8 protein-coding genes are annotated in these 14,202 nt (G+C 42.4%); 2 read left to right on the top strand and 6 right to left on the bottom strand.

What is annotated here, in order from left to right:
* Positions 1-46 precede the first annotated feature (46 nt).
* The 4 genes from JFU56_RS09090 to JFU56_RS09075 form a co-directional block, all read right to left on the bottom strand.
* Positions 47-3,289: an efflux RND transporter permease subunit gene (locus tag JFU56_RS09090; RefSeq protein WP_198436977.1), complete on the bottom strand. Its 3,243-nt coding sequence runs from the start codon at positions 3,287-3,289 to the stop codon at positions 47-49.
* Entirely contained in the window at positions 3,289-4,398 is a 1,110-nt protein-coding gene (locus JFU56_RS09085) for an efflux RND transporter periplasmic adaptor subunit (RefSeq protein ID WP_198436976.1), read from the bottom strand. The genes JFU56_RS09090 and JFU56_RS09085 overlap by 1 nt, the downstream gene beginning before the upstream one ends.
* A gap of 243 nt (positions 4,399-4,641) precedes the next feature.
* Positions 4,642-4,974: an iron-sulfur cluster insertion protein ErpA gene (erpA, locus tag JFU56_RS09080; protein ID WP_036336781.1), complete on the bottom strand. Its 333-nt coding sequence runs from the start codon at positions 4,972-4,974 to the stop codon at positions 4,642-4,644.
* A 206-nt stretch (positions 4,975-5,180) separates the two neighbouring features.
* Positions 5,181-5,879, bottom strand: a complete 699-nt coding sequence (locus tag JFU56_RS09075; protein WP_198436975.1) for a DUF6776 family protein — start codon at positions 5,877-5,879, stop codon at positions 5,181-5,183.
* Between the two features lie 189 nt (positions 5,880-6,068).
* Here JFU56_RS09075 and hemL point away from each other — a divergent pair, with 189 nt between their 5' ends.
* Both hemL and JFU56_RS09065 read left to right on the top strand, forming a co-directional pair.
* Positions 6,069-7,352, top strand: a complete 1,284-nt coding sequence (hemL, locus tag JFU56_RS09070; protein WP_198436974.1) for a glutamate-1-semialdehyde 2,1-aminomutase — start codon at positions 6,069-6,071, stop codon at positions 7,350-7,352.
* Positions 7,353-7,729: 377 nt separating this feature from the next.
* Positions 7,730-8,407, top strand: coding sequence for a TIGR04219 family outer membrane beta-barrel protein (locus JFU56_RS09065; protein ID WP_198436973.1), 678 nt, complete (start codon positions 7,730-7,732; stop codon positions 8,405-8,407).
* A gap of 149 nt (positions 8,408-8,556) precedes the next feature.
* Here JFU56_RS09065 and JFU56_RS09060 read toward each other — a convergent pair whose 3' ends face one another.
* Both JFU56_RS09060 and mrcB read right to left on the bottom strand, forming a co-directional pair.
* Positions 8,557-11,460: a chitodextrinase precursor gene (locus tag JFU56_RS09060; RefSeq protein ID WP_198436972.1), complete on the bottom strand. Its 2,904-nt coding sequence runs from the start codon at positions 11,458-11,460 to the stop codon at positions 8,557-8,559.
* A gap of 500 nt (positions 11,461-11,960) precedes the next feature.
* On the bottom strand, positions 11,961-14,192 hold the full coding sequence (gene mrcB / locus JFU56_RS09055; protein WP_198436971.1) for a penicillin-binding protein 1B: 2,232 nt from the start codon (positions 14,190-14,192) through the stop codon (positions 11,961-11,963).
* Positions 14,193-14,202 lie beyond the last annotated feature (10 nt).

Raw genomic sequence — 14,202 nt, 5'->3', positions numbered from 1 at the left:
TTAACTATTAACTATTTAACAGAGCCATTAGTTATCTAACAAATCATTAGTTCGTTAATCGGCTTGCGGTTAATGTTGCTGAGTCTTGCTTTTCTGAAGAATAAGCGACGTGTTGCTCGTCATCAAAGCTATCATTAAAACGACCATCATCATTCGCGGTCACGTCACTCACATTAACAGCGGGTTTGTGTTTATTTAAACGTCGACTTAAGCGATCGCCCAATACCAACATACATGGCGTTAATACCAACGTCAGCACCGTCGCAAAGGTTAACCCCCCCGCCACAGCAGTTGCCAATTGTGACCACCATTGTGTTGATGGTGCGCCAAACGTGGTAGTGCGATTCACAATATCGACATTCATCTGCAATACCATTGGCATCAAGCCTAAGATAGTAGTTATCGTCGTCAGCATCACTGGGCGTAAACGCTGCGCACCAGTACGTAATACAGCCTCAACAGCAGTCAGCCCTTCACGTTTAAGGACATTGTACGTATCAATCAACACAATATTATTATTCACCACAATACCGGCTAACGAGATCACACCAATACCAGACATCACGATACCAAACGGTTCTTGTACCACCATTAAACCGAGGAATACCCCAACGGTAGAAAAAATCACTGCGGTTAAAATTAAGAACGCTTGATAGAAAGAGTTAAACTGCGTCACCAAAATAATCGCCATCACTGCTAATGCAATTAACAAGGCATTTTTCAGAAAGTCAGCCGACTCTTTTTGGTTTTCGTTTTGTCCACGTAAACGTATTGTCACACGCGGATCAAGGTCGAGACCTTTCATCAACACCATTAATTTTGGCAGCTGCTCATTTAAGTTATAACCCGGTAATAAATCCGCTTCAATTTTCAGTGCTTGGCGACCATCCACTTTACGCACAGAGTCTTTTTTCTGCTCTGGCGTTAAAGTTGAAAATACACTTAATGGCACTTGCCCTGCCGCCGTTTTCAAACGTAAATCTTCTAAGCGGTTAATATGACGGTATTGCTCAGAAAAGCGCACTCGAATATCCATTTCGTCATCAACATCATCAGCGCGATAACCACCAAGACGTAAGCCCGTGGTAACAAACTGCACGTTATTACCCACTAACAATGCATCGGCACCATAACGAGCAGCAACCGCACGATCAATTTTGATCTGCCATTCAATACCCGGTTTTGCGCCATTATCACTGACGTTAGTAAAGATGCCTTGCGTCGCCACAAAATCTTTAATTTTCGCCAATGTCGGCTCTAACAACTCTGGATAACGTGAACTTAATTCCAGCTGTAAATCTTTCCCCTGCGGTGGACCACTTTCATCTTTACGCGCTTCAATTTCAATACCCGCTAAGGTCGACGTTTTCATTAAAATATCAGCGATGATCGCATCGGCTTTACGGCGCTGTTGCCAGTCAACTAAGTTAACGCGCAACGATCCTATCTGTTCCCCTTTTTGATCGCTTTTACCTGTGCGAGCATAAAGTGTTTCAATCTCGGGCATACCCAGTAATTTAGCTTCGACTTGCTGCATTAATGCGTCTTGCTCATAGATGGAGAGATCACCTTGCGAGCGCACGATAATATTAAAACCCGGTGGTTCTACATTCGGGAAGAACTCAGACCCTTTGCCGTAAACGCCATACGCTTTAATCACCAAAATAGAGAAAAGTACCGCCCCGCCTAAACACCACCACGGCTTTTTAATCGCGCCGTTCAGTAATTTAATATACCAACCCGTCATGCCAGGCATCTGGGTAACATCTCCGTGTTCAGCCACTTCAGTCTGTTTTTTTTCTAACGGTGAGAGGTTACGACGACGACCAAATATACCACCGAGTGTTGGTACAAAAATGAGCGCCATGACTAACGATGCACTTAATGTGGTGATTAGGGTTAACGGCAAGAACTTCATGAACTCGCCCATCATGCCAGGCCAGAACAATAACGGTGCAAAAGCCGCTAATGTGGTCGCTGTCGAAGCGATAATAGGCCAAGCCATACGTTTCGCAGCAAGGCCGTAAGCTTCTTTATTACTGCGACCTTCATTCATTTCACGATCGGCAAACTCGGTCACGACAATCGCGCCATCCACCAGCATACCCACCGCCATGATCAAGGCAAATAGCACCACGGTATTAATGGTATAACCCCACATTGCCAGCATTAAAATACCAGCAAGAAAAGAGCCCGGTATAGCAATACCAACCAGTAACGCGCTGCGCGCGCCCAAGCTACCGATGATCACGATCACGACGAGTAATACCGCTGACAACACGTTGTTTTGTAAATCACTGAGCATATCTTTGACGTCTTCAGAACTGTCGGCGGTAAAATCAACTTTGATCACACCTTGCCAAAATACACTCTCTTGATTAACTAAGGTTTTTACTTTCTCGACTGTTTCAATAATGTTTTCACCGGGACGTTTTTTCACTTCCAGCGAAACAGCCGCTTGACCATCAATACGCGCAAACGACACGGGATCTTTGTATGAGCGACGCACTTCAGCAACATCACCAAACGTGATCACCCGTGTACCATCCACTTTCACTGGTAAATCGAGTACGTCTTTTAACGAATCAAATACCGACGGTACTTTAACGGGAAAACGACCTTGACCACTGTCTAACGTACCCGCAGCAACCAATAAGTTATTTCTTGAGATAAGGTTATAAATATCATTCTGATCGAGGTTATAGCTTTCCATTAATAATGGGTCAACTAAGATCTCAATCATGTCTTCGCGATCACCACCGACACTGACTTCCAGTACTTCGGTAAGTGATTCAATTTTTTGTTTTAATTCACGTGAAACACTAATAAGTGCACGCTCTGAGACATCACCGGATAAAATCACCGTCAGTGCAGGTTTTTGCGTGGCCATGCTGATCTCTTTGACCACAGGCTCTTCAGAATCATCTGGTAATTGCGCTTTGGCTAAACTGACTTTCTCACGCACGCTGGCTAAAGCAATATTACTGTCAATTCCCGCATGGAATTCTAGCTTAATGGATGCATGCCCTTCACTGGCGGTGGAGGTCATTTCTTTCAGGCCATCAATACCGCGGAGCTCTTGTTCTAGCGGCCGTAATAATGCGCGTTCGCCATCTTCAGGGGAAATACCATGGTGATTAACTGATACGTAAATAAACGGGATTGGCACATCCGGTTCGGCTTCTTTGGGAATATTAAGATAAGTCACGCTACCTGAAATTAAAATAAGCAGCAGTAACATTATAACGGTGCGACTATGGTTTAACGCAGCAGTAATAATACCGTTCATTATTGCACCCTCGTTAGCACTGCATCCACTTTATCACCCGCACGTACAAAGCCTTGACCAACGGTAATAACAGTCGGTTTTTTACCTAAGCCTGTTAACCAAGAACCTTGCGCATCCGCTTTCAGAATATCAATCGGCGTGAAGACAACATGTTCATCAACCACTGTTTTAACACCAATCACGCCCTCTTCATCCAAGGCTAATGTTGATGGTGATAGCTTCACTGCCCATTCTTGACGCAATGGTAATGACAGTTCTGCGCTGCCACCCGCGGATAAGCTTAAATCGTCATTATCGATAGACACTTCAATGCGGAAAGTATTCGTTGCTGCGTTGGCAACACGTGAAATGTAGCGCACTTTACCTTCAATCTCTTTACCACTGACTAAGCGCACTTTCGCAACTTGGTTTAATTGCACACTATTAACATCAAGCTCTGTGACGTCAGCTTTGATAATCAATGGGTTAATGTCGGCGATCGTCGCAATCGGATTACCTTTAGCAAGGTAGTCACCCACTTCGATATGGCGTTCATTCAAAATACCTGAGATAGGCGCAATAATGATGGTTTTTTCTAACTGTAATTTGATAGTGAACACATTAGTCGATGCATCACTTAATGCCGTAGCAGCTTCCGCTAAACGGGCTTTACCTTGAAAACCCTGATCCGCTAATTTTTTAGCGCCTTGATATTCAATTTCACGTTGTTTATATAATGTTTTCGCCCGCAGTAATAATTGCGGCAAATCATTTTGTTCCATCTTGGCAATAACATCGCCTTTTTTAACGAGGCTACCACGCTTGGCGAGTACTTCTTCAACACGGCCAGCAATCTCAGCGCCAAGGTTCGTTTCACGATCGGCAGCCGTGCGGCCATAAAGCGAAATGGAACGGGCAATCAACTGTGCATCAAATTGCTGAGTACGCACTTGGGGAATTGGTTTCTCAACCGCAGTATTGGCATTATTAGTCGCAACAGCGTTATCTAGCTGCGCGCTATCTTGCGCAGAACCAGAGCCACTTGCCATCCATACTGCAAATGCAATGGCGATAACTGATGCTTGAAATAAGGGTTTTTTAATTATAGCCAGCGCGGTAAAGTTACTCATCATCATTCCTTTGAACTAATTGAGCAACTATGATGCAACATATTTTGCGAGATAGGAATGGTTACCATCTAAAAATAAGACGATCGGTCACAAACATTAAAAAATAAGCTATAAGTATTAATATTTTTATAACGAGGGGATTATAACGGGAAATACGCGCACTTAACGGACGCTAAGTGCGAATCAATAACTCAAATTCAACCGACGTTGCGATTGAAAAATTGAGTTATTCGAACGATAACGCTAGATCGAAAAGCTTGAACCACAACCACAAGTTGTTGTTGCGTTAGGGTTATTTACTAAGAAACGTGAACCTTCTAAGCCATCGATATAATCAACAGTACCGTCAACTAAATATTGTAGGCTCATTGAATCAACAACCATAGTGACACCGTTCTTTTCAATCACTGTGTCACCAAAGTTAATTTTCTCATCAAAAGTAAAACCATAAGAGAAACCAGAACAACCACCGCCAGTTACATACACGCGTAATTTAAGCGCTAGATTTTCTTCTTCTGTGATCAACTCTTTCACTCGTGCTGCAGCATTATCACTAAAATAAATAGGTAATGCCATATCATCTGCACTTGCTTCCACAGCAACAGGTGTAACAGCTTGTTCAACAATCTCGTTATTGTCAGCCTGAGTTGCACCAACGTCTGTAAATAGTTCCATATCTGATCTCACTTAAACTCGATTTATACATTCAATTATCTAATACCTGACTAATTCAGTCAACTATCGTTTGTCGGCTCTTTATCACGGATGTCTATAATCGGCGCTTATGACCCCGAGATCGTATCACTGCTTTGCAATACAGCGCTCCAATCAAAGTTTTGTTTTAAATTAAGACCTGAATTCCAACGATTGCCCTTTACCTTCCCTACAAAGGCAACACGCTCTGGCACAAAACCCAGCGGTAATTTAATTGAGGCTTCTATCGTTTGAAAGTAACGGAATGAAAATGTTAGCTTTTGCTCTTTTTCATCAACCAATTCACTCCAACGATATTCTGCAGGTTCGCCTTCTTCACTGCCATAAAACACCAAGTCTGCACTGGCTTTAATATGGCGTTTTTTCTTTTGTACTTGCATCAGTACAACTTGCATAAAGTAATAATCTTCACTGACTTCGGGAATAAACGTCAGACTTTCTAATTGCACCCCGTTAATAACGTCTTCAGGCGCCATTATACGCTGATAAAAAATGAGTTCACGTTTTAGCTCGGCATTTTCATTAAACAAAATACGTTGTTGTTCAGTTAACTGGTCTACGAGGATCTGTGAGGTTTGCAACTCGACTTCAACTTGAGCTTTGACCTTACTGGTTTCTGCAAAGGCGGTATCAAGTCGTGCAATTTCATCATCTTTCATGGTGATTTTTGCTGCTGACTCCATGCCTTTCAGGTAAGAAAAGCCATAACCTAATAATATAGCGAGCGCCAATAATACGATGTAACGCGGTTTAATAAACTTAAACATGGTGGCCTTTTCGTGAGGATGGATAAAAATAAAGCGCTATTTTAACGATTCTTCCGATGAAAACAAAGACAAGTTAAATGTAAGTCGCTAAAAATGTAAAAAATCTACGTTTAAAGCAATGAACAGGTATAATGAGCGCCTGAAATTTTCTCCATAATTAGTCCCAGACAGTAGATAAAAGGATTGCAGATGTCAAAATCAAGCCAACTTTTCACGCAAGCTCAAGCAATTATTCCTGGTGGCGTTAACTCACCAGTACGTGCATTCAATGGCGTTGGTGGTAGCCCACTCTTTATTCAACGTGCCGAAGGCGCTCGTATCTACGATGTAGACGGCAACGCCTATATTGATTATGTTGGTTCTTGGGGCCCAATGATCTTGGGTCATAACCACCCTGCTATCAAATCAGCGGTACTGGCTGCAGTTGAAAATGGTTTAAGCTTTGGCGCGCCGACAGAAATCGAAGTGATCATGGCGCAAAAAGTACAATCTATGGTGCCATCAATGGAGCAGATCCGTATGGTTAGCTCTGGTACAGAAGCAACCATGAGTGCGATCCGTCTAGCACGTGGTTACACTCATCGTGACAAGATCTTAAAATTTGAAGGTTGTTACCACGGCCATGCAGACTCGTTATTAGTTAAAGCAGGTTCAGGCGCACTGACATTAGGCCAACCTAGCTCTCCAGGTATCCCAGCTGATTTTGCTAAACACACATTAACAGCAACGTTTAATGACCTAGCATCCGTTGAAGCGTTATTTTCTGAGTACCCAGAAGATATTTCTTGCATCATCGTAGAACCAGTTGCAGGCAACATGAACTGCATTCCGCCACAAGACGGTTTCCTACAAGGTCTACGTGCAATTTGTGATAAATACAATGCAGTACTTATCTTTGATGAAGTCATGACAGGTTTCCGCGTTGCGACTGGCTGTGCACAAGCACACTATCAAGTTAAGCCAGACCTAACAACATTAGGTAAGGTAATTGGCGGCGGCATGCCAGTAGGCGCGTTTGGCGGTAAACTTGAAATCATGCAACACATTGCGCCAACAGGCCCTGTATACCAAGCGGGTACGTTATCGGGTAACCCAATTGCAATGGCGGCTGGTCTAGCGGCACTTAACGAAATTGACAAGCCAGAAGTAGCGGCGCAATTAAGTGCTAGCACGAAGCAATTAGCTGAAGGCCTTAAAGCGGCAGCTGCACGTCAAAATATCCCACTAGCGATAAACTATGTTGGCGGTATGTTTGGCTTCTTCTTTACAGACCAAGCTGAGATCACTGGTTTTGAAGGCGTATTCAAATGTGACGCAGAACGCTTTAAGCAGTTCTTCCACCTTATGTTAGCTGAAGGTGTTTATCTTGCACCGTCTGCATTTGAAGCTGGTTTCTTATCTACAGCACATAGCAGTGCAGATATTGAAGCAACAATTGCAGCGGCTGAACGTTGTTTTGCTAAACTAGCGTAACAAGCTCACCGTAAAAAGTATGATGAAAGTACCATTTTCATTATTTAATTAAGCCCTATTTCAGGGCTTTTTTGTGCCTTTTTTTTACCTCGTAAAAGTACTAGTTAAAAATAAGTTCAACTACTTTGGTTAAAATTACATAAATAGCGTATTAAACATGATTATTTAACTGCAAAATGTATAATAGCCGACAAAAATAACCGTGTATCACACGGTTTTATAAAATTAATATTAACGCTAAACTTTTTTCCACACTGGCCGAAAGTATTAACAGTGAGTTGATAGCATTAGGATTTAATGAATAAATGTCTAATACTAATTAACTAAGGACGCTTACTGTTGCGCGACATAATTACATAGATGAACATGGACTCATTATGAAAAAACAACTACTTGCACTAACTCTTCTTACCGGTCTTTCAAACAACGTAATGGCTGACGCTATTGGTACCTACTTTGGTGCCGACGTATGGCAATCAGGCGTTGATGGCACAATGAGCTACAAAGGCGATGACCTTGCTACTGGTGGTTATGAAGATACTTACAACTACCGTATGTATGTGAAAGTGGAACACCCGATTCCATTAATCCCAAATGCAGCATTAAGCTTTTCAAATGTAGATGTTGAAGGCTCTTCAGCAAACGAAAATGTTAATTTAAAAACAGTTGATTTCACGCTTTATTATGAATTCCTAGACAATGACATCGTATCGCTTGATGCGGGTGTTACTTGGCGTCAACTGAACGGTACATTTGAAGATGGCTCTACTGATGTGTCATTCTCAGGTCCATTACCGATGGGTTATGCTTACGGTGAAGTAGGCCTGCCAATGTTCCCACTTAAAGCATTCGCAATGGTAAATGCTATTGGTATCACTGGCGATGTATATGGCGATGCTGAAATTGGTCTAGCGTTCATGCTAAACCCAGGTTATGTATTAGATTGGTCTATCCGCGCGGGTTACCGAATTCAACAACTTGACTTTAAAGTTGATGACGTAAAAGCTGATGCAACAATTGACGGTGTATTCGTTGGTCTAGAAGGTCACTTCTAACCTAGAAGGTCTCCTCTAAGTAGCACGAACAACACAGTAACAATGAATGAATAACTAATAACGGTGAGCGATCTCTAACTAGACCAAATCAAGTTAGAGCGCTCACCGTTATTATTATTGGTCAATATAAAACATAGATGGCATTCGCTTTAACTCGCGTTAACCCCCATTGCCTTGAGTGCTTTTTTGAAGTTATCAGCGCGATCTTTTAAACCATCAACAGGATCTAATACACCATCAGGCTTCAGACATTTATCATCTGGGCAACCACGGTTGACGATACCTGAAGTGTCATTAATAAACTTATCACCGACTAGGCCACCATCAACATAAGCTTTCAGCTCTGTGAAGTAATTCCAGTCCGCATAAGGGCCACCAACATCATTATAACCTTGCACTTCATTCATCCAGAAAAAGATACCTGCAATCCATTTAAGCTCACCGTGCTCGGTTGAACTACAAATTAATTCTGGTTCAGAGCAAAGGTCAAGATCTGCATATAATGGGTTTTCTGGTGCGGCATCAACCTTAGTACCTTGGATCACTTTACCAATATTATCGGCGTCTACATGGCTTCGTCCAATAAAGTGATTTAGTTTACCAAAGTTCAAACGACCAGTTGTTTGAATAACACCACGCCCCCACCAACCACAGCCTTCAACGGATTTCCCTGCAATACCATTCCACACAAAACCACCCGCTTTTTGGCCTGAGTATGTTTCGCATTTATTACGGTCATAAACCTGTTTATTCTCCTCAATTGGACCCGCTTCGGCGGTATTACACCAAGAGCTCGTTTCCCAGTAGCCAGCACTACCGTTCACTAGCAGACCTTTTTCTTCCAATACCGCATCAGGCGCAGCAAACAGAGGTCCCGGAGCACCATACCAAGTTGCATTCGTTAATGCAGACACTTCCATTTTACTATTACGGGGGCAAGAGTATGGATTATCGTTACCTAAAGCATCTTCACCATAGCTGGCGTAGTCTTGCTGTAATTGGCCACAAGAAGCAGTCATTGGATAATCAATAGGCTCACCAGTATTGATTGACCAGTTGTTTTCGTCGCATACGTTGTATTTGATTGTCTCTTTCATGCTCTGTGCAAGGAAAGCAGCAATCGCTACTTTTGCATATAAGGTATTGGTTGCATCATCGACTGCTGGATCCATTAGCCAGAATTTCACGTCAGCAACACCCACATTATGCATTGGACTCAGTGCAGCTAAGAAATCAGCCCACTTATAAACGGTTGAGGGGATGTAAGAACCATTTGCTTGAAGAGAAAGAAATACTTCATTATCCATTTGATTTTCAGCGGCGGCTAAATCTTGATTTAACTGTGCAATAGTGGTTATTTGACTCGAACTCTCATCGCCAGTACCTGAAAAATAAAGTGGTACCTTAGCTTTGCTTTGATAGTTAACCACCTTATCTTGCAGCCAGTTACTACCCGTCACGCTGACAGATGATTCGCCACCCCATTGAATTGCAAATACATTGCTATATGCCGCATGGCGCAGACGGCTAGTACCCCAATCATAATCTTTAGCAGGTTGTAGGACAGAACCAGCGCTACTTGACCCATATACGGTCGCATCTAATACTTGGCTTGTTACATCCAAGCGAATGTTGTCGACAGAGTTGGCAATGCCTTTGTCACCCATAAAGTAACTACCCGCAGCAGACACTTGAGTGAGGGGCGTGGTATCGGCTTTACTCGGCAAGTGACCACCAGGAATTTGCCATAACATTGCGGGTTTATCTAAGAAATCAGTCACTTGTTTTACGTAAGTTAAATAGGTATCCCATTGTTTCGCACCATAGACCTCATTGCTAAGACCTGCTGCAGAGAATGCATCATCTTCGGCTTTATCAAATGCTAAAAAGTCCGGTTGCAGCACATTTGTTTTATATGCTTGAATTGACAAAATAAATGCAGTTGCATCATTTGAAGCTTTACTCCAAACCGCTCCCAAACCCGAGTGAGTAGCGTGTACATCAGCACTGTCAATACGCGGAGCAACCCAACCAAATGCGATATCTGGACTAAAACGTTTCATGATAAAGTTTTGTGATTGCACCCAACCAATAATATTGTTATCAATTAAGCTATCCACTTCTGTTTGCAAGGCCGTTAAGTCATAAAGTTGGCTAAGTGCGCTGCTAACACCGTCGACATCTATCACTTGATAAGCGGTTTCTTTACTAATTGCTTCTTTTAATGCTTTTTTAACTTCAATCACAGTCCAAGCATTTTGCTTACCATAGGTAGTTGTAAACTCAGGTGATTGCCAGCTTTCTAATAAACCTGCATTTAATACAACAGAAGCAGGGTTAGCATGAGAAACATCTTTGCTTTGTTGCATTGTTGCGCTTGCGCGGATCATGTTTTGGAAATGGATAACTAAATTTTCGTAGTGAACAATGTCATCAGCAGCAACAGCATCATTGGCATCGACTGTAGTAAGCGCAATTGTAGGTAATACTGCATTTGTGCTACCAATTTCGATATCTCGCGCTTGTTTAATAAGATGAGTGATAACCGTTGGCTCTATAAGCACGCCACGGCTGCTTGCTTGCGCTGCAAAGATTGAATCAACTTGTGTAGCCGCTAGCTGGGTATTCATCGCAGAAGTCGTATCAGAGATCGTCCCCATTGCTAATGTGCTTGGCCAGCCTTTTACTTTCAGTGACACAGGGTTAGCACGTTTTGGCATCACCAATGCTACCGCCGGCGTAGGGTTAGGATCAACGCCGGGATCTGTACCGGGGTCTGTGCCTTCACAACTTCCCTGCTTTTGCCAATTAGCCCAAGAAGGCGCATCGGGGTCGGGAATATCCGTTCCTGTTGCCCAGTATTTGTTTATGTATACGAGACCATCTTTTTGTACTTGAGTGTCTTTTTTTTCATAGGTTGCTTGCGGATCCCACAGAGCAATATCCGTACAATCAAACGTATTTGCTTGTACGTTAAATGTTATTAAACATGCTGCTGTTAGACTACTCAGTGCAAATGTTTTTCTCACTAACTTAGTTCTATTTATACTCATTACGCTTATCCTTAAACGATAGTTAAGTGGTTGTTATAAATATCAAAATATATTGTAGTAAGTTAGTAACGCTAAAATAGTGATCAATGTTGTGTGTTTAATGCTTTATGGAATATCGCCATTTCTTTGTGATCCCAGACTATTCCACATCTTATTTTACAGAGTGAAATAATACTTTATGGTTAATTTACGATATTTAAAATCTTAATTTATGAGAAATAACGGCAATTTTCCTGAGCTGATTGATAACAAGTGGTAACACAAATGATAGCAAAGTGTTAAATCGATAGTTGAAATGTAATATCGGCAATGTTTCAAAGTATCCAGATGCGAACCTTCGAGTAATCTAGCTTAGGTCGTTTGTAGAAATAGAGAAAAGAGAAATAGGTCAGTCTAGCGACTGTTTAAATGAGCGCTTACTTGCAGCGATTCCGTGACAGGGAAAAGCAGACTCATGAACTGAGCCTACTTTACAATATGAGCACTTACACTTGCGTATCTTAATTCACGGCAAGGCTATCTGCTCCGCGTAATTTCATGTAATCGCCAAATACCGTTAATGCCCCGCTCGATCCGGTTAGTGTCGACGTCTTATTATCATCACGACCAACCCATACAGTCACGACATCGCGGTTATCTAATCCAACAAACCAGCTATCACGAAGTTTATCGGTAGAACCGGTTTTACCGGCAAAGTTAGTACCAGGGAATTGCCAACTTAAACGGCGCGCAGTACCTTGCTTAGCGACCAAGGTCATATTATAAATCGTCAAATCCGTGTATTTACGATCAAAACGACGGCTACCTTTTAAGTCTTGTTGGTAAACCAAATCACCATCTTCATCAACCACTGCGACTAAGCTCGTTAACTTATGATATTCGCCTGCAGTCGCAATCGTTTGATACATTTGTGATACTTGAAATGGCGACATATTTAACGCACCTAACAACATTGATGGGTAGTGGTTATCCACTTTTTTAATCCCTAAGCGTTTTAAACTTTCAATGACATTATCAACGCCAAGCGCCATGCCTAAATTAACCGTCGGTACGTTAAGCGATTGCATCAAGGCTTGATATAACGGCACTTCGCCACGGTATTTACGATCATAATTCTTCGGCGTCCAGTTATTGCCATATTGGTTATTCAAGCGCAGCGGTTTATCCGCTAACGGTGAGTTCAGATCATAGCCTTGTTCAAACGCAGTTAAATAAATCGCGGGTTTCACCACCGAGCCAATTGAACGCGAGGCATCCAGTGCTCGGTTAAAACCAGCATATTGAGTATTACGGCCACCGACAATCGCAGTCACCCGTCCATAATGGCGGTCGGTCACCACCATAGCCGTTTCTAACCCTGATATGTTACGGGCTCTTTCTAAGCGCGGTAAGCTTGCACTGATCGCAGTTTCTGCTGCACGCTGGGCGAGTGGATCTAAGCTGGTAAATATTTTTAATCCTGATTGATCATAGAGCGCATCACCAAACGTAGTTTTTAACTCTCGGCGCAGCAGAGACATAAATGCCGGTGCTTTAGAGACGCTCATGTGCCCACGTGGGATAATCCCTAACGGACGCGCTATTGCCGCACGGTATTCAGCAGTGCTGATTTTACCGTTTTTAGATAATAATCGGATAATCATGTCACGACGTTCAAGCGCACGATCTGGGTAGCGCCATGGATCATAAAACGACGGGCCTTTCACGACAGCAACCAAGAACGCCATTTGATCTATGCTCAATTCAGGTACAGGTCGACCAAAATAGAAATAACTCGCTAAACCAAAGCCATAAACACCATCACTGTAATTTTGACCTAAATATACTTCATTAAGGTAACCACTTAATACCGCATCTTTACTTAAGCGATAATTAATTAACAATGCCATGTAGGCTTCATTAAATTTACGCCAAAAACTACGTTGTCGGGTTAAGAAAAAGTTTTTCACTAACTGCTGCGTCAAGGTACTGCCACCTTGCACTGTGCGTCCAGCATTCATATTAGCGAATGCTGCACGTACAATCGCAACGGGCGACACGCCGCTATGATGGTAGAAATTACGGTCTTCCACCAGCAGTAAAGTATCGATTAATAGTTGTGGGTAATTTTGTAACTCTACCAAAATACGGTCTTCTTGATTAGGTGCTTGCAAGGTATCAAGCAACATAGGGTCAAGATTGACGGAGTTGAGGTATTTACCCGTTTTCTGATCGCGAATACTGACTAAGCGATTATCCGCAAAGGTTAAAAATAACGCTTGAGTAGGCTCAGTACCATCGAGATAGGTAAAGCTGCGGCGTAATAATTCAACTTTCGTTTTTGATACTGAAAACTGCCCTGCAGTACGAGGCTTGGATACTTTTAAGTAATTCAGTAAGACCAGTTCTTCGACGAGTTTATCGTGAGGCAGAAACATACCTGGCGTGAGCTCTAAACTACGTGCGTAGATCTGTGCTGGGGTTTTCCAAATAGGGCCAGAAAATCGCGCTTGAATTTTACTGTCTAAATACATGCCGTAGAGAACAAAGATAGCCGAAAACGCCAAACTAAATTTGAGTAAGAAGATGGCAAGACTGCGACTCCAAGTGCGATTTTTAGCTTTCTTGGTTTTCTTTTTTGTGACTTTGCGTGCAGTTGTTTTTTTTGCTGTTTTGTTTACGGTTGATTGCGCTGGTGTTTTACGTTTTCTGACAGGTTTTTTAGTGTCATCAGTTACGGGACGTTTAGCCAAGAGAAAGAGT

The sequence above is a fragment of the Moritella sp. F3 genome, assembly GCF_015082335.1.
Classification (GTDB): domain Bacteria; phylum Pseudomonadota; class Gammaproteobacteria; order Enterobacterales; family Moritellaceae; genus Moritella.
This window is presented reverse-complemented; position numbering and strand designations above follow the sequence as displayed.